This is a genomic window from Alteriqipengyuania abyssalis (assembly GCF_019857185.1).
In the GTDB taxonomy this organism is placed as follows: domain Bacteria; phylum Pseudomonadota; class Alphaproteobacteria; order Sphingomonadales; family Sphingomonadaceae; genus Alteriqipengyuania; species Alteriqipengyuania abyssalis.
This window is the reverse complement of record NZ_JAHWXP010000003.1, coordinates 107,672-133,013: the sequence shown is the minus strand read 5'-3', so window position 1 is coordinate 133,013 and position 25,342 is coordinate 107,672. Positions and strand designations below refer to the sequence as shown.

Below are 25,342 nucleotides of genomic sequence, written 5' to 3'. Positions count from 1 at the left end.
AAGCCATGTCAATTACCCGCGAAGAAGTGGCCAAGATCGCCAGCCTCGCGCGCATCCGGATGGATGACGCGGAGCTGGATCGCATGGTCCCCGAACTCAACAATATCCTGGGCTGGGTCGAGCAGCTGGGCGAGGTCGATACCTCGCAGGTCGAGCCGATGACCGCCGTGATCCCGCAAGCCATGCGGCTGCGCGATGACGTGGTGGACGCCGATCCCTTGACCGCCGGTGGGCGGCGCGAGGATGTGCTCGCCAATGCGCCTGCGGCCGAGCACGGATTTTTCGGCGTGCCCAAGGTGATCGAGTGACGCCTGCGCCCCATCTCCCTTCCCCGCTCACCCTGAGCTTGTCGAAGGGTCGTTCTTCCTCCTTGTGCCGCGCCGAAAGAAAATACGGTGCTTCGACAAGCTCAGCACGAGCGGAGTTTTAAGTGTCCGATCTCACCAATCTCGGCGTCAAGGCCATCCGCGACGGGGTCGCCGGTGGCGATTTCACCGCGCGCGAAGTGGCCAAAGCTTTCAACGCCAATGTCGCCGCCGCGAAGGACCTGAACGCCTTCATCGTCGCCACGCCTGAAAAAGCGCTAGAAGCCGCCGACGCGATCGACGCGAAGCGGGCGAAGGGCGAAGAGCTGGGCAAGATGGGCGGCGTGCCGATCGGCATGAAGGACCTGTTCTGCACCGATGGCGTGCAGACCACCGCCGCCAGCCACATCCTCGAAGGCTTCGTGCCACAGTACGAAAGCACCGTTTCCGCCAACCTGTGGAAGGCGGGCGCGGGGATGCTGGGCAAGCTCAACCTCGACCAGTTCGCGATGGGTTCGTCGAACGAGACCAGCTATTTCGGCAATGTCCTCTCGCCGTGGAAGAAGGCGGGCAGCAATGCCGCGCTGATTCCGGGGGGGTCTTCGGGCGGCTCCTCCACCGCCGTTGCTGCGCGGCTGGCTCCGGCAGCGACGGGTACGGACACCGGCGGCTCGATCCGTCAGCCTGCGGCAGTGACCGGCATTACCGGAATCAAGCCGACCTACGGGCGCTGTTCGCGCTGGGGTGTGGTCGCCTTCGCATCCAGCCTCGACCAGGCGGGGCCGATGGCGCGCGACGTCACCGATTGCGCGATCATGCTCGAAGCGATGGCCGGGTTCGATCCGAAGGATTCGACCAGCCTCGATATGCCCGTGCCCGAGTGGGAGAAGGGCCTGAACCCGGACCTCACCGGCAAGAAGGTCGGAATCCCTCGCGAATATCGTATGGAGGGCACCGACCAGGCGATCCTCGATAGCTGGGAGCGGGGCAAGGAATGGCTGCGCGATGCAGGCGCGGAGATCGTCGATATCTCGCTGCCGCACACCAAGTACGCGCTGCCCGCCTATTACATCATCGCCCCCGCAGAAGCCTCCTCCAACCTCGCGCGCTATGACGGCGTGCGTTACGGCCTGCGCGACCTGCCCGAAGGGGCGGGCCTGCAGGACATGTACGCGGCGACCCGCGCGGCGGGCTTCGGCGACGAGGTGAAGCGGCGCATCCTGATCGGCACCTATGTGCTGAGCGCGGGCTTTTACGACGCCTATTACACGCAGGCGCAGAAGATCCGCACGCTGGTGGCGCAGGACTTCGAGAAAGCATGGGGCGAGTGCGACCTTATCCTCGCGCCCACCACCCCCAACGCGGCCTTCCCGCTGGGCGGCTTCGATGGCGATCCGCTGGCGATGTACCTCAACGATGTCTTCGCCGTGCCCGCCTCGCTGGCAGGCCTGCCTGCGATGAGCGTGCCCGCGATGCTCAACGGCGACGGGTTGCCGCTGGGCCTCCAGATCGTCGGCAAGCCGTTCGACGAGCAGGGCGTGCTCAACGCCGGGCTGGCGATCGAGCAGCGATCCGGGTTCGATGCGAAGCCGGAGAAGTGGTGGTGAGATGAGAGGCTGCCTGAACGCCTTGACGTTCCTGGTGATCCTCGCGGTGGCGGTCTTCATCGTCCTCGCGCTGATCGGCTGGATCAGGGATGGTGGCAACTCGACCGACGCGGCGAGCGATCAGGCAGGCAGGGCGACCGGGCTTCCGGCCGCAGTTAGAGTTTTAGAGGTTTACTGATGAGCACTTACCGCATCCAGGGCGCGACGGGCGAATGGGAGGTCGTGATCGGCCTCGAAGTCCACGCGCAGGTCACCTCCAACGCCAAGCTGTTCAGCGGCGCGTCGACCGAATTCGGCGCGGAGCCCAACACGCAGGTCAGCCTGATCGACGCCGCGATGCCGGGCATGCTGCCCGTGCCCAACCGCGAGTGCATCCGGCAGGCGGTGCGCACCGGCATGGCGATCGAGGCGCAGATCAACGCTTGGAGCCGGTTCGACCGCAAGAACTACTTCTACGCCGATCTGCCGCAGGGCTATCAGATCAGCCAGCTCTACCACCCCATCGTGGGCGAGGGGCAGCTGCTGATCGAAGCGGACGAGAAGGCTGGCATTCCCGAAGACAAGATCATCGGGATCGAGCGCATTCATGTGGAGCAGGACGCGGGCAAGCTGATGCACGATCAGCATCCGACCATGAGTTACGTCGATCTCAACCGCGTGGGCATCGCGCTGATGGAAATCGTCAGCAAGCCGGACATGACGTCTCCCGCCGAAGCAGGCGCTTACGTGCGAAAGCTCAGGTCGATCCTGCGCTATGTCGGGTCGTGCGACGGCAACATGGAAGAAGGATCGATGCGCGCGGACGTCAACGTCTCGGTGCGCAAGCCGGGGGAGGAATTCGGCACCCGGACCGAGACGAAAAACGTCAACTCGGTGCGCTTCGTGATGCAGGTCATCGAATACGAGGCGAACCGGCAGGTCGATGTGCTGGAAAACGGAGGCACCGTCGACCAGGAAACGCGCCTGTTCGATGTCGCCACCGGCACCACGCGCACCATGCGCAGCAAGGAAGACGCGCATGATTACCGCTACTTCCCCGATCCCGACCTGCTGCCGCTCGAACTCGACGATGCCTTCCTGACCGAGTGCCGCGAGAGCCTGCCCGAACTGCCCGACGCCAAGCGCGCGCGGTACGAAGGCGAGCTGGGCCTCACGCCCTACAACGCACGCGAACTGACCGCCGAGGTCGAGACCTTCGGCCGCTTCGAAACGCTGCTCTCGGCCACCGCGGCGAAGATCGGCAAGCCCGAGAAGGCGGTCGCCACGCAGGTCGCCAACTGGGCGCTGTCCGTGGCGCCGGGCGTGATGAAGTCGCTCGGTGACGAAGCCGATCCCGCGCACGCCACCGCAGAGGCGCAGGCGAGCATCCTCGCGATGCAGGACAAGGGCGAGATTTCGGGCGGACAGGCGAAAGAGATCTACGAGATCGTTCTCAAGACCGGCCGCGACCCCGAGGAAATCGCCGATAGCGAAGGCCTCAAGCAGGTTTCGGATACCGGCGCGATTGAGGAAGCGATCGACGCGATCATCGCCGCCAACGAAGACAAGGTGGCGGAGTATCGCGGCGGGAAGGACAAGCTGTTCGGCTTCTTCGTCGGGCAGACGATGAAGGCGATGCAGGGCAAGGCCAACCCCGCGGTGGTCAACCAGATACTGAAGGACAAGCTGGGGTGAGCTTCGCTATAGTCCGGCGATACTGGGCCCGCGCGCTGGTTGCGCTGGGGCTGGTGGCGCTGGGCTATCTTTGGGGCCATGTCGCGGTCACACGCGGCGTGTTTCCCTATCCGCAATATGTCGATCTGAAGCTGGCGACGTTCGGGCCGGATGCCGATCCGCTTGCGCTTCAGGATAAGGAACGGCCCGCAAGTTACCGCGAACAGGTCGATTTCTTTGCAGCTGCGGCAACCCCGGCGGACATCGTGATGGTCGGCGACTCGATCCTCGGCCGGGTGCAGTGGCGCGACTGGCTGCCGGGGGTGGAGGTCTCCAACCGCGCGATCCCCGGCGACTATGCCGCCTGGCTGCCCGATCGGCTGGATTCGGTGATCGCTGCAAGGGCGGATCGGGCGATCCTTCTGGTGGGCATCAACGACGCGGTCGCAGGGCGATCTGCCGAAATGATCCATCGCGATATCCTGACCACGGTTGCCAGGCTCGACGGAGCGGGTATCGCGGTCACCGTGCTCTCGCCCCTGCCATGCACAGCCTCTGCGGATTACTGCCTGGACGCCAACCGGACCATCGCCGCGCTCGACGCGATGCTGGCGACAAACCCCGGCCCGAACGCACGCTTCGTCGATCTGCGCCCGGTTCTGGCTCCCGGTGGTGCATTGCGCGAGGAATTCTCCGAGGATGGCACGCATCTCAATCCGCGTGGGGTGGAGGCGCTGGTGCGTGCCTTGCCTGCGGATCTCCACAAGACTGCGAACTGAGCGCGACAAGACAAGATGACCTCCATCGTCCTCGTCAATCCGGAGATTGCCGGGAATACCGGCGCGGTCGGGCGCACCTGCGTGGCGCTCGACATGGAACTCGTGCTGATCCATCCGCTTGGCTTCACGATCACCGATACGCGGCTGAAGCGGGCGGGGCTGGATTACTGGCAGCATATCCGGCTGGCGGAATTTCGTAGCTGGGAGGCATTTTTGGACGAGCGCAGCCCCCGCGCCGACCAGCTGTTCCTGTTCGAGGAATATGCTCCGCACGATTTCTATCAGCCCGATTATCCGGCCGATGCCTATCTGGTGTTCGGGCGCGAGACCAAGGGGCTACCGCCCGGGATCGTCGAGGCGCATCGCGAACAGATGGTCAGCCTGCCGATGAAGAGCGACAAGGTGCGCTCGCTCAATCTCGCAAACACGGTCGCTGCAGCGGCCTATCAGGCCATGCGCGGGCAGTTTACCGGGGCTGGTTCGTGATTGTGTAGGTCGCCGTGCAGGTCCATGCGGCATCGCCGGTCCCGGTTTCGCGGCAGCTGACCCGGTTGCCATCGGGGCGCTGTCCGACAGGTTTGCCGTAGTCGGTCTCCGCCTTGAGCGACATGCGCGTGGACGCGACCACCTGTGTCGGGCCTATAGCGCTCACCTGCACCGTGCGGTTTTGGGCGGTGTCATCCTCCTCCACGTAGGGCTCGTCGGAGTCCTGCGCACCGCTCGCGTCGACATAGCGGCTGGCGACCCAGCCGGTCAGGCAGTCGCCCGAATAGGCGCGGGGGCTGCCGACCGAGTTCTCCAGCCCGCAGCGGTCATCCGCGGGCAGGGTGCCATCGCTCAGATACACGATCCCGAACCAGCCGCCCTGCCGGTCGCACAGGTAGAAGGGCGCGTCATCGCCCAGTTCGTCGATCATGGTTGCATCGGCGCTGGGTGCTTCGCGCACGGCGAGGAAATCGTCAGCTCCGCGGGGCAGATTGGCGACCCGGCCGATCCGTTCGCAGGCGCTCGCGTGCGGGCCGTCGCGCCCGATCCTGACCGCGAGTGCGGGCGGGGGTGTGGCCTCCGCCTCCGGGGTTTCCACCGCGTATGGATCCCGCGAGGAAATGATCGCGCTGTCGGTGGGCGCAGGCTCCGGCTCGCTGTCGGGCGAGCTGCGCTGACCGAGCAGGAAGGCGACTGCGCCGACCAGCAGCACGACCAGCGCGATCAGCACGGCCATTGTTCGATTGATCTGCATCCAGCCCTCCCGCGACACGACGCCGCATCGGCGGCGGCCCCTCGCGCCCTTCTAGCCACGAAATCGCGCCGACGGGAAGCCCCGGAAGGTGCCCACGAAAAAGGGCCCCGAACCCATCGGTTCGGAGCCCTTGTCGTCTTCGCAAAAAGCGGACTTAGCCCTGCTTCTGACCGGTCAGCGGTATGTCGCCGAAGGCACCGGCGTTGACCTTGCCGGTCATCTGGTCGCCGTCGACGGTCGCTTCGCAGTTGAGCTCCATCGGCATCGGGACAGTCATGTCCATCTTCCACTTGAGCGTGTTGCCGTCGATGGTGCCGTCCTTGACGTCCATCGAGCCCATTCCGCCGGCCATCGAGCCGGTGAAGGTGTTGCCATCGTCGCCCGGGACGACGGTGAAGGTGCCCTTCTGGTCGCCCATGGGGCTCTTGACGACGGTGTCATAGGTTCCGGCTACGGACATAAGCGTTACTCCTCTCGCGTGTGTCGGTAGGACGGGCCATTGCCCGTACCTACACTCGTGTCAATAAACGTTACTCGACCTCGATGGTTTCCACCGGCAGGCCGAGCTGGTCGAGCTGCGGCCGGACCTTTTCGGCATCGCCGACCACGACCCACACGAAGCCATCGGGGTTGATCGCCTTGCGTGCCGCGGCATTGAGGCTTTCGGCCGTCTGCGCGCGATACTTGTCTGCGAGCGTTTCGTAGTAGTCCATCGGGCGATCGAGCATGACGTTGCGCTGCATCGCGCCGAGCACCGCGCCCGAAGTCTCGAACTGGCCGGGAAGCTGGCGGATCTCGTTGTTGACGTTGCGGGTCAGCTCTTCCTCGGTCACGCCACGGGTGGTGACGAATTCATCGACCTCGCGGATCATCTCCGCCAGCGCATCGCCCGTGCGGTCGGCCTGAACCGGTGCCTGGATGAAATAGGCGACCGCGTTCTCGTCGAGCCGCGGTGCGCCGCGCACGCCATAGCTCCAGCCCTTGGTCTCGCGCAGGTTCATGTTGAGCCGGGCGAGGAAGTTGCCGCCCAGCGCGTTGTTGGCGTTGGTCAGGTCGACGATCGACTCATCACTCGAAGAGAACGGCGTGATCTCCCCGCCGACGATGAAGCTCTGCGGCGAATTGGGCCGGTTCACCAGCACGATCCGCGCCGATTCGGGCACCGTGGCGAGCGAGCTGAAGTCCTTCTTGCCCTTCGGCGTTGCCGGAGCCGACCAGTTGCCGAACGCTTCTGTAAGGTCGGGCATGACCTCATCCAGCGAAAGGTTGGAAACGACGAAGATCGTCGCGTTGTCCGGGCGCAGCCAGGTCTGCTTGAAGTTCACCAGATCGTCGCGGGTCAGCGCGCCGACCGACTCGACCGTACCCGAGCCGCCATAGGGATTGTCTTTCCCGTACACGAGCGGGGTGGCGACGTAGTAGGCCATGCCGCTGGGGCTCTTGAGCGCCTGCTGGATGCTGGTGACGGTCTGCGTGCGCACCCGCTCGAGCTCCTGAGGGTCGAATGCGGGGTTGCGCACCACGTCGGCCAGCAGCTCGAGCGAGGGTTCGAGGTTGGCGCTCAGCGAAGAGAGCGTGAAGCTCGACCGGTCGACGCCCCCGCCGGTGCTGATGTTCGCACCCAGCCGCTCCTGCGCCTCGGCGAGTTCGCGCGAATTGAGGCTGGTGGTGCCTTCTTCCATCAGGCCCAGCGTCATGCCTTCGAGCCCGCGCTTGTCGAGCGGGTCAGCCGCAGAACCGGCATCGAAGCTGATCGTCACGCGGGTGGCAGGCACAGTGTCGCGCTGCGCGTAATAGACCTTGATGCCGTTGGGCAGTGCGGCTTCGGTCACGTCGGGGAAGTCGAGCGCGGTGAGCTGGGAAATCTCGGGTGCCGGGCGAACCTTGGTCACCGTGATTTCGCTGGCGGCGGGCGCTGCCTCTTCCGCCGCGTCGTCGGATGCGCCGACGCTGGCCGCTTCTTCATACTCGCCTTCGCGTTCGCCGGGTTCGAGCACCAGGGTCATCGCGGGGCGGGTCATCCACTTCTGCATCGCCGCCTTGACTTCACCCGGGGTCAGCGTGGCGAGGATGTTCATCTGACGCTCGAAGAAACCGGGATCGCCGGCAAGCACTTCGCCCTGCGCCAGAGTGACCGCCTTGCCGCCGAAGCCGCCGACCTGTTCGAGCCCGCGGATCGTGCCGGCGAGGTTCGAGGTCGCTGCACGGCGCACTTCGTCTTCGGTCGGGCCGTTTTCGATGAAGTCGGCAAGGATCTCGTTCAGGCGCTTCTCGACAACGGCGGGATCGACGCCGGGCTTCACGGTCGCGCCGACGTCGAGGATGCCGACCCGCTGGAAGGCGTAGTTGCCCGCGTTGACGCTGATCGCTAGCTTTTCGTCACGGACCAGCGCATTGTCGAGCCGGCTGGAGGACAGCCCGCCGAGGATCTGCGCGCCGACGGACAGCGCGGTCAGATCGCGATCGGTGATGCCGGGCACGGAATAGTACTTGTCGATGCTGGTCGCAGCGACCTGGTCCTTCATGACCTTGCGGATGTCCTGCTTGAGCACGGGGACATCGGCCTCAGCCGGATTATTGACCGGGCCGCGCGGGATCGCGCCGAAATACTTTTCGACCAGCGGCTTCGCTTCGGCGGCTGAAATGTCGCCGGCGAGCACCAGAGTCGCGTTGTTGGGGCCGTAATTGTCGCGGAACCACTTCTGCACGGTGTCCAGCGTGGCAGCGTCGAGATCGGCCATCGAACCGATCACGTTGTGGTCGTAGGGGTGCCCTTCGGGGTAAAGAGCCTTGATGATTTCGTAGAACACCAGGCCGCCGGGCTGGTTATCGCCCTGACGCTTCTCGTTCTGGACGACGCCGCGCTGGTTATCGAGCTTTTCCTGGGTGATCGCGCCCAGCAGGTAACCCATGCGGTCGCTTTCCAGCCACAGCGCACGGTCCAGCGCGCCGGTCGGCACGGTCTGGAAATAGTTGGTGCGGTCGAAATTGGTGGTGCCGTTGTAATCGGTCGCGCCCATTTCCTGCAGGTACTGGAAATAGTCGTTGGGCGCGTTTTCCGACCCGTTGAACATCAGGTGTTCGAACAGGTGGGCAAAGCCGGTTTCGCCCTTGGGTTCGTCCTTGGAACCGACATTGTACCACACCGCCACGCCGACGATCGGCGCCTTGCGGTCTTCGTGGACGATCACGGTCAGACCGTTGTCGAGTTCGAACTGGGTGTAGGGGATCGCGACCTGATCGACCAGATCGTCGAGCGGGGCAGCCTCGGCGCTCTCGGCATCCTGCGCGAAGGCCGGAGTTGCGACCAGAGCGGGTGTGGCAAGCGCGACCGCAAGCGCGGTCAGGCTGGTCTTGGTGGTACGAAGCATGTCTGTGTCCCCTAATTCGGAAAGAAGCAGTCTCGGCGAAATCAAAAGCCTGAAATCCGGTGGCTAAATAAGCACTTTCAGCGTTGGCTGGAAACCGTTTTGCGGCTGGTCGCGTGGGTCAAGGCGTCCTCCCGCCAGAAATGAACCGGTTTCAAGCGATGCTGGATGAACAGCGTAGCCTGATCGACGAAGTGCGGGCTGTCAGGCCGGGTGGTTGCCGCGCCGTATGGCTGGATCGAGCGCGAGGTGACGCGCTGGCCCGGCAGCCATTCGACCCACTGGATGAAGCTGTCGCCATGCTTGACCGACAGCCGCCCGTCATCATCGACATCCCAGGTGGTCGAGGCGCGCAGCGTGTCCGATCCGCCGTCCAGCGGCAGATCGACATCGCCTTGCCGCAGACGCAGCAGTTCGCTCATCGGTGGGGTCAGGCTGCCGAAGTACTTGAGCAGGTGATCCTTCGAGTGGCGCAGTTCCTCGGCGGCGTCGGGCCAGGGAGACTTCTGGTAGCTCGAGGCCATGAACTCGCGGACCATCAGCAGCGCGATCGCATCCGCACGGCCGATATTGTCGGCGGTGAGATCCCATTCCAGCATCAGCCTGCGGGCCTCGGCGAGGTCGGGATGCTGCTTCGGGTCGATCGCGCGGACATCGTCCATCATCCGCTTGATATAGCCCGCGTCCTCATACGCGGTGTCGTACTTGATCCGCATCAGCGTATCGCTGTCGAGCCGGTCGGCCTCGCTCATCAGCTTCCATGCGCGCAGCCCGCGATTGGTCATCTTGAGCTCGACCCCCATGAGCGGGGAGACGCTGTCGGGCGACAGGTCGCTGCCTTCGCCCGCGGCCAGGAACGGCGTGTTGTTGGCGTTCATCAGCCAGCCGCTCGCCGGATTGAGATATTGGGGCAGCGACGCGTAATCGACCGTGTCCTGCCAGATCAGCGCGCTGTCGTCGCCGGGCAGCACCGTGCGCCAGTCGGGCCCGGCCTGTCGCTCGGGGATCGCGGCGTTGTAGACATAGGCGATATTGCCCTCCGCATCGCCGTAGATGAAGTTGGTCGAGGGTATCTGCCCGCGAGACAGGATGGCGTACCACTCGTCATAGGTCTTCGCCTTGTTGAGCCGGTAATAGGCGTCGAGCTGGCCGATGCTGCCGATCCCGCCGTAACGGATGGCAAAGGCACCTTTGTCGTTCTTCACCGCCGGCCCGTGCACGCTGCGATAGACCGTGCGGCGGATAGGCAGGGTGAAGGGGCCGACGCGCACCGGCAGGGTGATGTCGGTCGCCTCCAGATCGCGCCACTCGCCGTCGAGGCGATAGCGGGTGCCGCTGTCGTCCAGCACCAGCTTGTAGATATCGATCATGTCGGGCGTGTTGACCGTGTTGGTCCAGCCCAGCGTCTCGTTATGGCCGAGGAAGGGGAAGGGGCTGCCGGGGAAGTTGGCGCCCGCATAGTGCCATCCCTCGTCGCTCTGGACGATCAGTTCATACCACGCGACCCCGCCGCGCCAGGGCTGGTGCGAATTGGAGACCAGGATCGTTGGCCCGCCTGACTTCTCCGGCGCGACTGCGAAGGCGTTGGAGCCTGCGTATTCCGCATCCTCCCCCATCGGGATCGGTCCGGCATCGGCGGTCTTGCGCGGCTCCTGCGCAGCATCGTCCATGATCCGGGGCGCGTCGTCGATGGTCGAAGTGCCGCTCAGCGAAGGGCCGTATTCGGGTGGCAGCGGCTTGCCTTCGACCAGCGGGCCCAGATAGCGGTCGAGCCCGAAGAAGAACGGCTGGCGCAGCGCGAAGCCCGCGGCAATGTCGATCCCGTTGACCGGGAACAGCTTGCCCAGCTTGATCTCGCCCGGATGATCGCGCGCGTAATCGTTGAGGCCGACCGCATAGGCATCCAGCAGCGCGCGCGTATCCGCGGGCAGCTTGGGCCACTCGCGCTCCGCTGTCTCGCGTGCGCCGGTCAGGTGGTAGGCATAGTCGACCGCCGCGCCGTCCTGTCCCGCGATCGCGCCGTAGCGCCCGCGGCTCATCGCGACGACATCCTGCAGGGTCGTGAAATCGTCTTCGGCATGCGCGATGGCGACGCCGTAGGCGACGTCGGCATCGGTTGTGCCGTAGACATGCGGCACGCCGAACTCGTCGCGCACGATCTGGGCGGTGTAGGTCCGGTCGCCATCGGGAGCGACGCCCTCGCGCGCGAAAAACGGCTCCCACGTCATCAGCCCGATTGCCACGATCAGCACGATCGCGAGCAGGGCCAGGCCGAAGCCCCCCAGTACCTTCTTCATCCCGAATCCCATCTTCTTTTTTAATTACTTGCTGGGGGACATGCGCGATTTCGATTGCATGTGGCAACCCTTCGCACCGGGTTGTGCGGCCTCGTGTTGTTCGTCCCGCCGCGACACTCCGAGGTCGATCGACTATGCAAAAATTTGCAAGAGACCCTTACGTGGCCGGATGGCAACACTATTTCAGGGCGGCACGGAAAAAGGGGACCGCACATGAACCTCGAAAACTTTACCGACCGCGCGAAAGGCTTTCTCCAGTCCGCGCAGACCACCGCAATCCGCCTGAACCACCAGCGCATCACGCCGCTCCACATCCTCAAGGTGCTGCTCGACGATAGCGAGGGGATGGCTGCAGGGCTGGTCCAGCGCGCGGGCGGCGATCCGGTGAAGGCCGAACAGCGCGTCGACGACGAACTGGGCCGCATTCCAGCGGTCAGCGGCAGCGGCGCGCAGGCGAGCCCGGGGCTCGATAACGACTCGGTGCGCGTCCTCGACCAGGCGCAGCAGATCGCGGAAAAGTCCGGCGACAGCTTCGTCACCGTCGAGCGGCTGCTCGTCGCGCTGGCGCTCGCCTCCAACAGCAAGGCGGGCAGCGTGCTCGCCGACGCAGGCGTCGATGTCAAGGCGCTGGAGCGCGCGATTGCCGACCTGCGCGGCGGGCGCACCGCCGACAGTGCCAATGCCGAACAGGCTTACGACGCGATGCAGAAATACGCCCGCGACCTGACCCAGGCGGCGCGCGACGGGAAGCTCGATCCCGTGATCGGCCGCGACGAGGAAATCCGCCGCACCGTGCAGATCCTCGCCCGGCGGACCAAGAACAACCCCGCGCTGATCGGCGAACCCGGCACCGGCAAGACCGCGATCGCCGAAGGCCTCGCGCTGCGCATCGCCAATGGCGACGTGCCCGACAGCCTCAAGAACCGCACGCTGATGGCGCTCGACATGGGCGCGCTGATCGCGGGTGCGAAATATCGCGGCGAGTTCGAGGAAAGATTGAAGGCCGTGCTCGACGAGGTGAAGGGCTCCGACGGGCAGATCATCCTGTTCATCGACGAGATGCACACGCTGATCGGGGCGGGGGCCTCCGAAGGCAGCATGGATGCGTCCAACCTGCTCAAACCTGCGCTGAGCCGCGGCGAACTGCACTGCATCGGCGCGACCACGCTCGACGAATACCAGAAATATGTCGAGAAGGACCCGGCGCTGCAGCGGCGCTTCCAGTCGGTCTATATCGACGAGCCGAGCGTCGAGGACACGATCTCGATCCTGCGCGGGATCAAGGAAAAGTACGAGCTGCACCACGGCGTGCGGATCACCGACGGGGCGATCGTGGCCGCCGCGCAGCTTTCCAACCGCTACATCCAGAACCGCTTCCTGCCCGACAAGGCGATCGACCTGATGGACGAGGCGGCGAGCCGCATTCGCATGGAGGTGGAGAGCAAGCCCGAGGAGATCGAACAGCTCGACCGGCGGATCATCCAGCTCAAGATCGAGGAGCAGGCACTCGCCAAGGAAAGCGACGAGGCCAGTGCCGAGCGGCTCGAGAACCTGCGCGAAGACCTCGCCAATCTCGAACAGCGCTCGTCCGAACTGACCACGCGCTGGCAGGGCGAGCGCGACAAGATCCACGCCGAGGCGCGGATCAAGGAAGATCTCGACGCCGCCCGGCTGGAGCTGGAACAGGCGCAGCGCGCGGGCGACCTCGCGAAGGCGGGCGAGCTGCAATACGGGCGCATTCCGGAGCTCGAGAAGAAGCTCGAAGATGCCGCCGGTCACACCGCCAATGCGCTGCTGCGCGAGGAAGTGACCGAGGAAGACATCGCGGGCGTCGTCGCACGCTGGACGGGCATTCCGGTCGACCGGATGCTGGAAGGCGAGCGCGAGAAGCTGCTCAAGATGGAAGAGGTGCTGGGCAAGCGCGTTATCGGCCAGACCGCCGCGGTCGAGGCGGTCTCCAAGGCCGTGCGCCGCGCGCGTGCGGGCCTCAAGGACCCGGGCCGCCCGCTCGGCAGCTTCCTGTTCCTCGGCCCCACCGGCGTGGGCAAGACCGAGCTGACCAAGGCGCTTGCCTCGTTCCTGTTCGACGACGACAACGCAATGGTCCGCATCGACATGAGCGAGTTCATGGAGAAGCACGCGGTCGCCCGCCTGATCGGCGCGCCTCCGGGCTATGTCGGCTACGAAGAAGGCGGCGTGCTGACCGAGAGCGTGCGGCGCAGGCCCTATCAGGTCGTGCTGTTCGACGAGGTCGAGAAGGCGCACAGCGACGTGTTCAACGTGCTGCTACAGGTGCTCGACGATGGCCGGCTCACAGACGGGCAGGGCAGAGTGGTCGATTTCTCGAACACGCTCATCATCCTGACGTCGAACCTCGGCAGCCAGTACCTGTCGAACATGACCGACGACCAGCAGGTGAGCGATGTCGAGCCGCAGGTGATGGACGTGGTGCGCGGGCATTTCCGCCCCGAATTCCTCAACCGGCTGGACGAGATCATCCTGTTCCACCGCCTGAGCATGGAAAACATGACGCCGATCGTCGAACTGCAGGTGGCGCGTGTCCAGAAACTGCTCGCCGACCGCAAGATCGAGCTCGAACTGACCGATGCGGCGAAGCGCTGGCTGGGTCGGGTCGGATATGATCCGGTCTATGGGGCGCGTCCGCTCAAGCGCGCGGTCCAGCGCTACGTACAGGACCCGCTCGCCGAGAGACTGCTGCAGGGCGAGATTCCCGACGGCAGCACTGTCAAGATCGACGAGGGCGATGGCGAGCTGTCGATCACGCTGGGCTGAGCGACAGGCCGCTCAAGGCAGGTTCTCGCCGTCCTACCGCCAAGGCGGCGGCACGATCGTTCTGAACAACTGCTAAAGAACGCGCCCTCCCGCCGGACATCGCGTCCAGCGGGAGCGGAGCATTGCGAGCAGCACAGGATTTAGCCGGGCTGGTTACCAGTTCCTGGCCGCGCCGCCTTGCTGTCTGCGTGTCATCAATACCATCCCGGTTACACAAATCTGCTTGCGGACTTTCCACACCGCTCGTCACCGCGCGTCAAACAAAGAGCTGCTTGCGCGAGCTTCGATCGCAGCGGCGCAAGTCCCGCGGGCCTGACGGGGGCAGGCAATCGGGAGCTGGGTCTCGCTATGGCCGGCGTATCTCGCCACGCCCGGTGCGATTTCCCTCATTTTGACCCACCAACAAAAAAGGCCCCGGTTTCCCGGGGCCTTTCCTGTTTGGTTCGATATCGCGCTTAGAAGTCGGCGCGGATACCGGCGTAGAAGTAACGACCGAAGGTGTCGTACGGATCGCCACCGGCGGTGCCGAGCTGGCCGAACGGCGGCTGCTCGTCGAGCAGGTTGTCGACACCAACGTAGAAGTTGAACGCATCGTCCACATCCCAGTCGATCCGCACGTTGTGGTAGATCTTCATCGGGAAGGTCGGATCAGCGTACTGGTCGACGTTCGACGGGTCGAGCGTGGTCAGTTCGCCCGGGGTACAGGTGCCGCCGGTGTAACCGGTCGAGCCCGAAGCGGGGCAACGGCCGATGTACGGGAAGGCACTTTCGTATGCACCCTTGGTCATCTCGTCGAGGAAGCGCATCGACCAGGTGAACTCGACATCACCGATGTCGTAGCTCGCGCTGAACGAAGCTGCCCATTCCGGATCGCCAAGTTCGCCGCGGATGCGGTTGGGAACTTCGCTGTCATCCGGGTTCTCGAAGAAGTCGAGCTTCAGGAGGTGCGTAGCGATTGCACGAACCCGCAGGCGGTGATCGTTTTCGAACGTGTAGTTGTACTGCAGATCGAAATCGATGCCTTCGGTCTTACGCGACGCGAAGTTGATCCCGCTCGACAGCAGCGCCGGATCGTTGAACAGACCGGTCGTCGGGTCACGCGAAATCGACACACAGTACGGGTTGTTGATCCCGTTCGCGTCGTTGTAGCAGTTGTTCAGGATCGTCTGCGGACCCAACGTCGCGATCTGATCTTCGATCTCGATGTTGTAGTAGTCGACCGTGAAGCTCAGGCCCGGCACGAAGCGCGGCTGAAGCACCACACCGAGGGTGAGCGACTTGCCCTTTTCCTCGATCAGGTTCGGGTTGCCGCCCGAGGTGTAGGCAGTCGACGACGACCGAGCCGTACAGTTCACGAACGGATCGCCGATGTCCAGCAGGCTGGGATCGACAATGCCGGCGCAAGCTGCTGCGATCGCCGGGGTGATCGTCGTGGGGACGCCGGCCGCGGCACAGTTGGCAGCCCGGTTCGGGTTGTTGGTGATGTTCTGCGCATCGCAGGGATCGGCCAGCTGGCCGAAGTTCTGCGAAGCGGGCGAGAACAGGTCGCTCTGGGTCGGAGCACGCACCGAGGTAGCGTATGCCGCACGGAACCGGATGTCCGGGATCGGGGCGTAGATACCGTTGATGTTGTAGGCCCAGACGGTGCCCGTGGCGGTGTTGTAGTCCGACACGCGCGCCGCACCCGAGATCGTCAGCTCATCCGCGAACGGAAGATCGGCGAGCAGCGGGATCGCGACTTCGGCGAAGCCTTCCAGAACTTCGAGCTTCGGCGGGTCGAAGGTCGGGATCTGGTTGAGGAAGGTACCACCTGCCTGCACCAGATCGTCGAACGCACTGTAAGCGGTTTCGGTACGATACTCGCCGCCGACCGCGAAGGCGATCGGGCCGCCCGGCAGTTCGAACAGCTGCGAGAGATCGCCCGAGACGCTCGCCAGAACGTCGAACTCTTCCGCCTTTTCGTCGCGGGTCGTCGTGGTGTTCACGAAGTCCAGCGCGGCCTGGCTCGGTGCGCCGAAGCCGAACACGTTGATCGGCACACAGTCCGGACGCGTCACGGTGACCTGGTTCACGCGGCAGACGATTTCGCCCTGAGCGTTACGCGCAGCGTCGAGTGCCAGCAGGAAGCCGTCTTCGTTGCCGTCGAGGTCGAACAGCACCAGGTTGTTGAGCGACTCGAGATGCGATTCGAAGCGGCCATAGTTGACCGAAACTTCGTACTGCCAGTCTTCGTTGAACGTGCCTTCGACGCCGGCGACGACGCGGTAGGTGTCACGGCTCTGGAATTCGCCGCGGCCACCGAAGTCGACGTTGAAGCGGCCGATGGTGAACGGCGTGGCGTCAGGGGTCGCGTTACAGAAACCGATCCCGGCCAGCGTGTTGAACGCCTGGTCGGTCAGGAACGGGTTGTCGCAGCGCAGGTTGGAGCCGCCGCCGAAGAAGCCCGGGATGGAACCCTGGAAGAAGCTCGGCTGGCCTTCCTGAATTGCGTCCACGTGAGCGTACTTGGCTTCGATGAAGGGCTGGAAGCCCTCGCTGAACTCGTAACGGGCCAGCAGGTTGACCGTGTAGCGTTCGAGGCCGGCAGCGAGCTGGCCGGTGTTACGCAGGGTCGAACCTGCGCCGCCGATCACGTTGCTGGTGTACGAACCCAGCGCGTCGCGCGGGCGCGAGCGGATGATCGAGCCGTCCGGCTGGAACACGAGGATGCTGCGATCGCCGTACGCGCCAAGGAAGCCGCCATCGGAGATGTTGTTGTTGGTCACGCCGCACAGCGGAGCGGTATCGATGATGCCGTCGGTGCCGTTGGGCTCACCACCGGTCGGTTCGACCGTGTTGTACTGGCAACGGCCGCTGAAAGCGCCGGTCAGTTCGTCGCGGTCGCGGAAGTAGAGCGGATCGGCATTCGCGTATTCGGCAGCGATCGCGATGTTACCGCGACCGTCGGCGAAGTTGGTGCCCCACACACCGGCGACGAACTGCGTCGCGCGATCGCCGCGCTCCGAGATGCCGGCCTGGCCGCGCAGCGACAGACCGTCGTAGTCGCGCTTGAGGACGAAGTTGACGACGCCGGCAACCGCGTCCGAACCGTAAATCGCGGAGTTACCGCCGGTCACGACGTCAACACGCTCGAGCAGGTCGGTCGGGATGGTGTTCACGTCGACCAGGTAATCGCCCGGCAGCGCCGTGATGTGGCGACGGCCGTTGACGAGAACCAGCGTGCGGCTGGTGCCGAGCCCGCGAAGGTCGAGCAGGTTGAGGCCTGCGGTACCGATGAAGCGGGTCGAGTTGCCCTGGCTGAAGGTGGTACGCAGCGACGGAAGGTCATTCAGCGCGTCACCGAGCGAGATGTCGCCCTGGTCGGTCAGTTCGCCGGCGGTGACCGAGGTCAGCGGCACGGGCGAGGAAATGCTGGGGCGCGCGATGCGCGAGCCGGTAACGACGATCATGCCTTCCGCAGGAACGGCGGCGCTGGAATCGACGGGCTCGGATGTGTCGCACACGCCGTTTTCATCAACGTCGACGCAATCGGTGTCCTGCGCAAAGGCAGGCGCGCCGAAAGCAAGTGCCGCAACGCCGGCGGTCGCAAAAAGCGCCCCGCGACAACGTGCGACGGTGGAGTAACTGGTTTTCATCTGATCTTTCCCCCAAGAAAGAGCCGGCTGCGACCCGGCGAAATGAGTTGCGCAAACTTCCAAAAGCAGGTGGCCCCGTTTTTGTGACTTTCGGCCATGCTGAAGGGCGTGCCCTGGCGCAATCGAAAAGCTTGCGTGTGAGAGGCTTTGTTGGCCCATGTTGCACTTTCGCAACATCGGGAAGTCGGCTCGGTGACACGACTTGCGAAGGCGCCGGTAGCCGGGGCTTTTCGTCCGCTGGATCGCCGGTGCTGGCGCGCTCGCAGCGGGCGACCTTCGCTGACCGGATGGCTATTCGATCCGGACGCCCTTGACCCCGAGCTGGCCGTTGACGCGGATGAAGAAGGAGCCGAGCGCGGCGCGCTTGAACACGACGGTTTGACCGGTCTTTGGTGGATTGAAGCGCATCGGCGGGTTGGAAATCTGCCACACCGAGCCTTCCTCGGTGGTGATCAGATAGCCGCTGCGGCCATAGGGAGCGACGCGGGTGATGGACGTCTCCAGCAGGTCCATGTCTTCCTTGTCGTCTCCGCCGAACAGGCCCTTGGGAATGGTGAAGCCGAAGAGCTTGCGCTTCGTCTGGCGGACTTCTTCGCGGTCGACCAGGCGGACCTCCCCTTCCTCGCTCGCGGCGACCACTGCGCCCACCTCGCGGTCGTAGCAGGCGAGACGGGCATCGGGCTCCTCGATCGCGCGGCACGTGGCGAGCCGGTCGAGATAGCCGGGCGAATCATCCTGGGCGAGGGCCGGTGCGGCCAGGCCGGCAAGGGCGATCGAGAGGGCTGCCGCGGGGAGGGAAATATTCGGTCCTGTCATGGGTCTGCGAAAGCCTCTTCGTTTCGATTTCTGGCCGCTTGGTAGCACGGCGTGTCGCGTGCGAAACTGTCACCGAAAAGTCACAGGGCCATGCTCTCAGGGCGGGTTGGTACGCGGTCCTTATTGAAAGCGGGCCGTCCGGTGACCTAGAGCGGTCCTATCGGAAACAAGCTCCGAGAAATTTGTGCGCTCATTGGCGCATTCCTACGAAGGGGACTTCAATGACCAACCGTTTTAACAAGGCGGCCTTGCTTGCTGGGACCGTGATGGCCGGGGCGGTGTTTGCCACGCCCGCCATGGCGCAGGGCACCCCAGACGAGCCCGCACTCGAAACCGGTGCATCCAACCCCGATGGCGAACTGATTGTCGTCACCGGTTCGCGCATCGCCCGTCGCGACCTCGAAACCGCGGCTCCGGTCGCGGTCGTGAACTCGGAAGAGTTCGAACTGTCGGGTTCGGTCAACGTCGAAAGCGTGATCAACACCCTGCCGCAGGTCGTGCCGGGCACGACCTCGTTCTCGAACAACCCGGGTGATGGCACCGCGACGCTGAACCTTCGCGGTCTTGGTGCTGCGCGCACGCTGGTGCTGGTCAACGGCCGTCGCTGGATGTTCTACAACACCGCGCAGGTCGTCGACCTCAACACGATCCCGCAGTTCCTGCTCGAATCGGTCGACGTTGTGACCGGTGGTGCTTCGGCCGTTTACGGTTCGGACGCGATCGCCGGGGTCGTCAACTTCCGCCTCAAGGACGTGCAGGGCGTCGAAGTCGGCGGCCAGTACTCGCTGACCGAGCGCGGCGATGGTGCCCGCTATGAAATCCACGGTGCGATCGGCAGCGAATTTGCCGATGGTCGCGGTAACGCGACGGTCTATGCCGAATATTACAACCGCGATTCGATCTTCCAGGGCGACCGCGCATTCTCCAACTTCGCTCTGGGCGGCGAAACCGATGGTGCTGATCTGCAGCAGTTCGGTTCCTCGACCCTGCCCAGCGGTGTGCTCCGCTACCTCGGCGGTGCGCAGGGCAACACCGGCCTTCCCGCCGGGACCGAATTCGGTGCAGCGGGCGCTTCGGGCTTCGGCACCGGCGTCGTCTTCGACGAACCGGCCAACTTCCGTCGTCGCGCGGGCGACCTCTACAACTACGCGCCGGTCAACTACCTGCAGCTTCCGCAGGAACGTTACCTGCTCGGCGGCTATGCCGACTATGAACTGGGCGGCGGTCACCGTGCCTACGCCGAAGTTTCCTACGTCAACAACCAGGTCCAGGCCGCGCTGGCCGCAACCCCGGTGACGGGTGAGTTCAACGTCGATCTGGCAACCGTGCAGCCGTTCCTCGTGGCAGGCGACTTTGCTCAGCTGCAGGCGATCGACGCGGCGGAAACCGCACAGAACGCGCTGGACGGCGTGGCTGACGATCCGGGCGTGGTGAACTTCTACGTTCAGCGTCGTATCGTTGAGACCGGGCTTCGCGAAAACCTTGACGAGCGCAATGCATTCCGCGTGCTCGGCGGGATCACCGGCCCGATCGGCAGCTACCTGAACTACGATGCGTACTACATGTATTCGCGTACGCGGAACGCCAACATTCAGCAGGGCAACATTTCCGCCTCGCTGTTCCAGGCGGGTCTCGACGGCACGGGTACCCCGATCAACATCTTCGGTCCGGGCACGCTGACGCCTGAGATGGTCGATGCGATCACGATCCAGGCGCAGAACGGCGATGTCTCGTCGCTTCAGGTCGCTACGGCGGTGATTTCGGGTACCTTCGGCGATTTCGCCATCACCGAAGCATCCGACCCGGTCGGTTTTGCCTTCGGTGGCGAATACCGCAAGGTTGCCGCGCAGTTCATTCCGGACACCGCGCTCGCTTCGGGTGACGTCATCGGCTTCAACGCCGGTGAGCCCACCGATGGCAGCTACGACGTTCGCGAACTGTTCGCCGAACTCGCGATCCCGGTCCGCTTCGGTACCGCAGCTCTCGATATCTCGGGTGCGGCGCGCTACTCCGACTATTCGAGCGGCACGATCGGTGGCGTGTGGACCTATGCGGGTGGTGTGGAGTTCGCTCCGATCCCCGATATCAAGTTCCGTGCCCAGTATCAGCGTGCGGTGCGCGCTCCGAACGTGGGCGAGCTGTTCGGCGGTCGGTCGATCGGCTTCCCCGGTGCTACCGATCCGTGCGCGGTGGCGGGTGCGCAGAACGACGCTACCCTCAACGCATTGTGCATCGCGACGGGCGTTGCTCCGGGCAGTGTTGGCGACCCCAACATCCGTCCGAACACGCAGGTCCCGGCTCTCTTCGGCGGTAACGCCAACCTGAGCGAAGAAACCTCCGACAGCTATACTGTTGGTTTGGTGGTGCAGCCGCGGTTCATCCCGGGCCTGTCGATCACTGCCGACTACTTCAATTTCAAGATTGAAGACGCGATCGCTACTCGCGGTGGCGGCCTGAACAGCACGCTGAACCTGTGCTACAACGTGGTGCAGGACATCAACAGCCCGTTCTGTCAGCTGATCGTCGGATCGCGTGCCGGTAACGGTGCGATCACCACGGCGAACCCGCCGGTTCTGGTCCAGGACAACACCGCGAAGCTTGAAGTGTCGGGTATCGACCTTCAGATCAGCTACGGCACGAGCATTCCGTTCTCGCTCTTCACCGACACTGGGGAGCAGCGCCTGCAGCTCTCCTTCATCGGCACCTGGAACGAGAAGAATGACCTGTATCCGGTGCAGGGCTTCGACACCGTCAACGAATGTGCGGGCCGCTTCGGTGCGACCTGTGGCGAACCGACGCCTGAGTTCAAGTGGACCAGCCGTGCCTCGTTCATCGATGGTCCGGTCACCACTTCGATCCGCTGGCGCCATGTTGGTTCGGTCACTGACGACGATGATGGTCTGGATTACACCCAGTTCAACGGCATCGAAAAGATCGACGCCTATGACCTGATGGATCTCACCTTCTCCTATGCGGCGAACGAGAGCCTGACGATCACCGCGGGTGTGAACAACCTGTTCGACACGCTCCCGGGCGTGCCGCTGTTCGACGCGAACGGTATCGTCACCAACCGTCCGAACAGCCTCCTGCTTGGCGACAACCAGGAACAGGCCAACACCTACCCAAGCACCTACGACGTGCTGGGTCGCGACTTCTTCGTCAGCGCGCTGGTCAAGTTCTAGTCACGCGCGGCGAAAGCCGAAAAAAGGCGGCGGGCTCTTCGGAGCCCGCCGTTTTTTTGTGCCCGCGACTGACGCAGGCACTTTTGCGGAGAAGGGATATGTCGCGCGAGCGGATGACTCCCCGGACCGCAGGCGTGCCCTGGGAAAGAGCGCGCGCGCAGGTCTACCCGCTCGTCACGCCGCAGGCCGGGGAACGGAGCCTCGATTGATCCAGTAACCGCTGTCCGCGCCGGCAAGGAAGCTTGCTGCGCGTCAGGCGCGTCTGAGCGCAATCATCTCCGCAAAGACCCGACCGGCAGCATCGCTCAACTCGTCGGTTTCGCTCACTGCGAGCCCGGCGGCGGCGAACGCCCCGAAGAAGCTGTCTCGCGCATCGGCCGTCGCGCAGGCGGCCTCCAGCGAGGCGATCCGCGCGAGCTCGTTGCGCGCCTGCGCCTCGATCCGGTCGAGCAGGGCGGCAAGGCCCGCAACAGTATCGCCCGCCTGTGCGCCCATCAGCAGGGAGCGCCGCACGGCCTCGGGTATCTCCCAGGCGGCCGATCGGTCGCCATGCTTCGCCCGCCCTTGCTCGACGATCGCGGCGACCATCGCGGTCGCATCGGGCCATGGCGGCTGCTCGTCATTCAGCGCGGCCTTGGTCTTGGCCATCAGGCCCATCTCATCGACGACCCAGCGGATCTGTTCGGCCCGAGCGAGGTTGTGCGACAGGATTGCGCCGTCGCCACGGTGGATCACCATGCCCACTGCCGCGTCATCGCTCGCCACGCGGGCAATCTCCTGCGCCACTTGCGGCGTGTCGCCATACTCGACGCCGAACTGACTGACGATCGCATCGAAGCTTGCGTCTGGGAAGGGAAGGTCTTCCATCGCGGTCGCCGGACGAAGATCCACGCCCGGCGGTGGCTGGGGCAATTGCGGGGCCAGATCAATCCCGGTCAGCACTGTATCCGGGCGAGTGGTGCCGATCCAGTGCAGCACGCGCGCATCGCCGGTCGCAAGGTCGAGCACCGACGCGCCCTGCGGCAAGCGCGAGGCGAACGTACGCCACGTCCTCTCAAGTGTCGCGAAGACCGATTGCCAGCGCGCAGGCAGGCAGCCGGTGCTGCCATGCGGCCCCTGCTGCGCCCAGAATTCACTCCAGGCGTGATCCGTCGTCGTCTGTCCCATCGCCCAAGCCCCCCCTGGCGATTACATCGAACGCGGTTGTCATCCGCATTCCCGACCCGAATGCGGTTGTGCCATGATAAAGCGTGCTTGGGAACAGGGCGAGATGGCCTTCTTTGGGGGCGATCCGATGCAGCGGCGGCAGGTCCAGCCGCAGGTCGGGAGCAGGGCGACCGAGTTCGAGCGTGCCCTGTGAGCCGTCCTTATCCGGCGGCGGCAGCATCAGGTACAGCGCCGACGAGAGGATGCCCTGGGGGTGGATATGCGGCGCGTGGTGATCGCCGCCCGACCTCAATCTGACTGACCACGATCCATTCAACCGCCATTTGGTGGAGCGATAGCGCAGTAGCGGATGCGTCGGGTCGCGTGCAGGCAGGGTTTCCCGATAGCTCTCCACGGTCGACAGGATCGCGCCTTTCAGATCGGCGAGGGTGGGTTCGGTCCGGTCGAACAGGATGCCCCGCGTCTGCGTGCCCCCGCGCAGCGACTGGCCGAGCGGGAAGGCCGAGCTATCGTGCAGCCGGCCGAGCAGTGCGATCGCGGGTGGCATGACCGCGTCGCCATCGACGAGGGGCAGCAGCTGGACCAGCCCCTCCTGCTCGTGCAGCCAGGCGGCCTTTTCTGGATCGGTCACGCGCCACAGCAGGCCGGTCAGCGCCCATGCGCTGACGTCGAAAGGCGCAAATTCGCGCGCGCGCGCCAGCGCCGCCTCTGCGCCGACCCAATTCGCGGTTCGCAGCGCGTGCCGCGCTTCGTGCAGGGCGCGGTCGAGACTGTCGGTGGAGAGTGCCGCCATTGCCCGCTCGGCCCGCTCGTCCTCGCCGACCGCGCTCGCGTACACCGCTTCGAGTAGTGCGAACTGCTCGATCCCGGGAAAGGCTGCGCGCGCCGCGGTCGCCCGCTCTCTGGCGGCGAGCGTCTCGTCCCCAGCGCCCAGCGCCGCGATATGCGCGATCGCAATATTGGGGTCGCCGGGCGCCTTGCGCGCCGCGTCCTCGAAATGGCTGGCAAAGTCGCTCTCGCCCGCGCCGAGGCGCAGCTGCGCCAGAAAATCGAGCCCCGGCTGCCATGACGGCGCCTGATCAGCGATCTGCTGCGCCAGCGCGCGCGCCTCCGCCGTGTGGCCGGTCGCGTCGAGCGCTTGAGCGCGGCTCAGCCACAAGTGCGGATCGCTTTGCTGGCTGCGCAGGGCGAGGTCGATGCGCGCGAGGGCATCGCGCTCGGCCCGCTCGAGCGCGACGCGCGCGCGCCCCGCGAGCCCGCGCGGGTGATTGGGGTCGAGCGTCAGGCACAGATCGTACCAGCGCGCCGCCTGCGCCAGATCGCCTGCCAGCCGCGCGGCATTGGCGCGGGTCGAGCAATAGCGCGCGTCGCGGCGCCCCGCCTGCTCATGCGGGACGAGCGCGGCAAGCGCCGCCTCGGGCGCACCCGCCTGCGTCTGGGCGATTGCCACATTGATCGCAAAGGGGAGGTGGCTCGGCGAGAGGCGGGCGGCGGCGGCAAAACGCTGCGCCGCGAGCGCGTATTCACCCCGCCGCATCGCGAGATTGCCCGCGCTGTCGTGCAGCGCCGCCTCGTTCGGATGTTCGCCGAGGCCCTGGGTGATGATCCGCTCGGCTTCGTCCTTCGCGCCGCGCTGTTCGGCCGCGATCGCGCGTTCGTACCATTCGCGGGCAGAGAGCGAAGGAGTGCCCGTCATCAGCGGTCGCGGAACCAGCCGGTGATCGCCAGCCGCCCGGCGGGGGCGAAGGGGGGAACGAAGCTGACCAGATGGCTCTGCGGGACGGCGAACATGTTGAGCGCGTTGAAGCGTGGGCGAAAGCCTTCGATCACGTCGCCATCATCGTCGAGGAACAGCAGATAGCCCCCCCAGTCAGGATGCCAGTCCTCGCGGGCGAAGTTGAGCACGTAGGCGACCTTCCAGCCTTCCGCGACATGGCTGTCGCTATGCCGCCCGAGGTAGTGCTGGGGCGCAAACATGGTCGCCTGTCCATCGGCATTGGACAGCGTGTCGAACCCGGTGATCTCGCGTACCAGCTCCATGAACGCGTCCGCGTTGATATGTTCGAGCAGCAGCTCGTGCGGGCCGCCCGGGTTCCAGCCCTTCTGGACAGCCTCGACCAGCGAGAACTGGGCGTAGCGGAAGCCATAGTCGCCCCGCGCGGTCGCCTGCGCCGCCGCATTGGCCATTCTATTGACTTGGTCAGCACCGCCCGGGGCCATGATTTCCGCGTTGGAAAAGCCGCGCGGCGGCGTGTCCGGGCTGTCGCCCGCGCGCACCGCCATGCCCCACGGCGTGCCCTTCATCAGGATGCTCTGGATTTCCTCCGCCGCTTCACGCGTCAGCACGTCGCGCACCTGTACGCGGCCCGTCTGGGCGAAGCGTTTCGCCAGCGCGGCGCGGTCGAGGTCGGGGTTGATTTCGAAGAGTGTTCTGGTGGTCATGGCTGGGGGCAGGGCATAGGCCCATGCCCACCTGTGAGGCAAGCTAGGCGCGCGCAGC

Annotated in this window: 17 protein-coding genes; 8 read left to right on the top strand and 9 right to left on the bottom strand. The window is 65.0% G+C overall.

Annotated features, from left to right (window positions below; genetic code table 11):
- Positions 1-5 precede the first annotated feature (5 nt).
- From gatC to KYN89_RS10470, 6 genes are all read left to right on the top strand, one after another.
- Positions 6-308 (top strand): Asp-tRNA(Asn)/Glu-tRNA(Gln) amidotransferase subunit GatC, encoded by a 303-nt coding sequence (gene gatC, locus KYN89_RS10495; protein WP_197636814.1) that lies wholly within the window; start codon positions 6-8, stop codon positions 306-308.
- 122 nt (positions 309-430) lie between these two features.
- Positions 431-1,912 (top strand): Asp-tRNA(Asn)/Glu-tRNA(Gln) amidotransferase subunit GatA, encoded by a 1,482-nt coding sequence (gene gatA, locus KYN89_RS10490; protein ID WP_222825040.1) that lies wholly within the window; start codon positions 431-433, stop codon positions 1,910-1,912.
- A gap of 22 nt (positions 1,913-1,934) precedes the next feature.
- Positions 1,935-2,090 (top strand): hypothetical protein, encoded by a 156-nt coding sequence (locus tag KYN89_RS10485; protein ID WP_222825039.1) that lies wholly within the window; start codon positions 1,935-1,937, stop codon positions 2,088-2,090.
- Positions 2,090-3,586, top strand: coding sequence for an Asp-tRNA(Asn)/Glu-tRNA(Gln) amidotransferase subunit GatB (gatB, locus tag KYN89_RS10480; protein ID WP_222825038.1), 1,497 nt, complete (start codon positions 2,090-2,092; stop codon positions 3,584-3,586). Before KYN89_RS10485 ends, gatB begins: the two co-directional genes overlap by 1 nt.
- Positions 3,583-4,344: a GDSL-type esterase/lipase family protein gene (locus KYN89_RS10475; RefSeq protein WP_222825037.1), complete on the top strand. Its 762-nt coding sequence runs from the start codon at positions 3,583-3,585 to the stop codon at positions 4,342-4,344. The genes gatB and KYN89_RS10475 overlap by 4 nt, the downstream gene beginning before the upstream one ends.
- Positions 4,345-4,359: 15 nt before the next feature.
- The gene (locus KYN89_RS10470; protein WP_222825036.1) at positions 4,360-4,830 is read left to right on the top strand and encodes a tRNA (cytidine(34)-2'-O)-methyltransferase; all 471 of its coding nucleotides are present in this window, start codon (positions 4,360-4,362) and stop codon (positions 4,828-4,830) included.
- Here KYN89_RS10470 and KYN89_RS10465 read toward each other — a convergent pair.
- The 4 genes from KYN89_RS10465 to KYN89_RS10450 form a co-directional block, all read right to left on the bottom strand.
- The gene (locus tag KYN89_RS10465; protein WP_248285176.1) at positions 4,811-5,584 is read right to left on the bottom strand and encodes a hypothetical protein; all 774 of its coding nucleotides are present in this window, start codon (positions 5,582-5,584) and stop codon (positions 4,811-4,813) included. The genes KYN89_RS10470 and KYN89_RS10465 overlap by 20 nt on opposite strands.
- Before the next feature lie 154 nt (positions 5,585-5,738).
- Positions 5,739-6,044 (bottom strand): hypothetical protein, encoded by a 306-nt coding sequence (locus tag KYN89_RS10460; RefSeq protein WP_222825035.1) that lies wholly within the window; start codon positions 6,042-6,044, stop codon positions 5,739-5,741.
- A 70-nt stretch (positions 6,045-6,114) separates the two neighbouring features.
- Entirely contained in the window at positions 6,115-8,955 is a 2,841-nt protein-coding gene (locus tag KYN89_RS10455; RefSeq protein WP_222825034.1) for a M16 family metallopeptidase, read from the bottom strand.
- Between the two features lie 77 nt (positions 8,956-9,032).
- Positions 9,033-11,249, bottom strand: a complete 2,217-nt coding sequence (locus KYN89_RS10450) for an acylase (protein WP_222825033.1) — start codon at positions 11,247-11,249, stop codon at positions 9,033-9,035.
- A gap of 213 nt (positions 11,250-11,462) precedes the next feature.
- On the opposite strand from KYN89_RS10450, the gene clpB reads away from it, so the two are divergent.
- On the top strand, positions 11,463-14,042 hold the full coding sequence (gene clpB / locus KYN89_RS10445) for an ATP-dependent chaperone ClpB (protein WP_222825032.1): 2,580 nt from the start codon (positions 11,463-11,465) through the stop codon (positions 14,040-14,042).
- A 455-nt stretch (positions 14,043-14,497) separates the two neighbouring features.
- Here clpB and KYN89_RS10440 read toward each other — a convergent pair whose 3' ends face one another.
- Both KYN89_RS10440 and KYN89_RS10435 read right to left on the bottom strand, forming a co-directional pair.
- A complete protein-coding gene (locus tag KYN89_RS10440; protein ID WP_222825031.1) occupies positions 14,498-17,677 on the bottom strand; it encodes a TonB-dependent receptor domain-containing protein in 3,180 nt (1,059 codons plus the stop codon).
- Positions 17,678-17,968: 291 nt separating this feature from the next.
- Positions 17,969-18,493, bottom strand: a complete 525-nt coding sequence (locus tag KYN89_RS10435) for a hypothetical protein (protein ID WP_222825030.1) — start codon at positions 18,491-18,493, stop codon at positions 17,969-17,971.
- 221 nt (positions 18,494-18,714) lie between these two features.
- Here KYN89_RS10435 and KYN89_RS10430 point away from each other — a divergent pair, with 221 nt between their 5' ends.
- Positions 18,715-21,675, top strand: coding sequence for a TonB-dependent receptor plug domain-containing protein (locus KYN89_RS10430; protein WP_222825029.1), 2,961 nt, complete (start codon positions 18,715-18,717; stop codon positions 21,673-21,675).
- 252 nt (positions 21,676-21,927) lie between these two features.
- Here KYN89_RS10430 and KYN89_RS10425 read toward each other — a convergent pair whose 3' ends face one another.
- Genes KYN89_RS10425 through KYN89_RS10415 form a run of 3 tightly spaced genes read right to left on the bottom strand, consistent with a single transcriptional unit; the run spans position 21,928 to position 25,284 of the window.
- A complete protein-coding gene (locus KYN89_RS10425; RefSeq protein ID WP_222825028.1) occupies positions 21,928-22,842 on the bottom strand; it encodes a class I SAM-dependent methyltransferase in 915 nt (304 codons plus the stop codon).
- A complete protein-coding gene (locus KYN89_RS10420) occupies positions 22,808-24,538 on the bottom strand; it encodes a 2OG-Fe(II) oxygenase family protein (RefSeq protein WP_222825027.1) in 1,731 nt (576 codons plus the stop codon). Before KYN89_RS10420 ends, KYN89_RS10425 begins: the two co-directional genes overlap by 35 nt.
- Positions 24,538-25,284, bottom strand: coding sequence for a 2OG-Fe(II) oxygenase (locus KYN89_RS10415; RefSeq protein WP_222825026.1), 747 nt, complete (start codon positions 25,282-25,284; stop codon positions 24,538-24,540). The genes KYN89_RS10420 and KYN89_RS10415 overlap by 1 nt, the downstream gene beginning before the upstream one ends.
- Between the last annotated feature and the right edge of the window lie 58 nt (positions 25,285-25,342).

Coding starts and splice junctions, on each gene's coding strand:
- gatC (WP_197636814.1), top strand. CDS start 6: ATGTCAATTACCCGCGAAGAAGTGGCCAAGATCGCCAGCCTCGCGCGC.
- gatB (WP_222825038.1), top strand. CDS start 2,090: ATGAGCACTTACCGCATCCAGGGCGCGACGGGCGAATGGGAGGTCGTG.
- KYN89_RS10470 (WP_222825036.1), top strand. CDS start 4,360: ATGACCTCCATCGTCCTCGTCAATCCGGAGATTGCCGGGAATACCGGC.
- KYN89_RS10465 (WP_248285176.1), bottom strand. CDS start 5,584: ATGCAGATCAATCGAACAATGGCCGTGCTGATCGCGCTGGTCGTGCTG.
- KYN89_RS10460 (WP_222825035.1), bottom strand. CDS start 6,044: ATGTCCGTAGCCGGAACCTATGACACCGTCGTCAAGAGCCCCATGGGC.
- KYN89_RS10455 (WP_222825034.1), bottom strand. CDS start 8,955: ATGCTTCGTACCACCAAGACCAGCCTGACCGCGCTTGCGGTCGCGCTT.
- KYN89_RS10450 (WP_222825033.1), bottom strand. CDS start 11,249: ATGAAGAAGGTACTGGGGGGCTTCGGCCTGGCCCTGCTCGCGATCGTG.
- clpB (WP_222825032.1), top strand. CDS start 11,463: ATGAACCTCGAAAACTTTACCGACCGCGCGAAAGGCTTTCTCCAGTCC.
- KYN89_RS10440 (WP_222825031.1), bottom strand. CDS start 17,677: ATGAAAACCAGTTACTCCACCGTCGCACGTTGTCGCGGGGCGCTTTTT.
- KYN89_RS10435 (WP_222825030.1), bottom strand. CDS start 18,493: ATGACAGGACCGAATATTTCCCTCCCCGCGGCAGCCCTCTCGATCGCC.
- KYN89_RS10430 (WP_222825029.1), top strand. CDS start 18,715: ATGACCAACCGTTTTAACAAGGCGGCCTTGCTTGCTGGGACCGTGATG.
- KYN89_RS10425 (WP_222825028.1), bottom strand. CDS start 22,842: ATGGGACAGACGACGACGGATCACGCCTGGAGTGAATTCTGGGCGCAG.
- KYN89_RS10420 (WP_222825027.1), bottom strand. CDS start 24,538: ATGACGGGCACTCCTTCGCTCTCTGCCCGCGAATGGTACGAACGCGCG.
- KYN89_RS10415 (WP_222825026.1), bottom strand. CDS start 25,284: ATGACCACCAGAACACTCTTCGAAATCAACCCCGACCTCGACCGCGCC.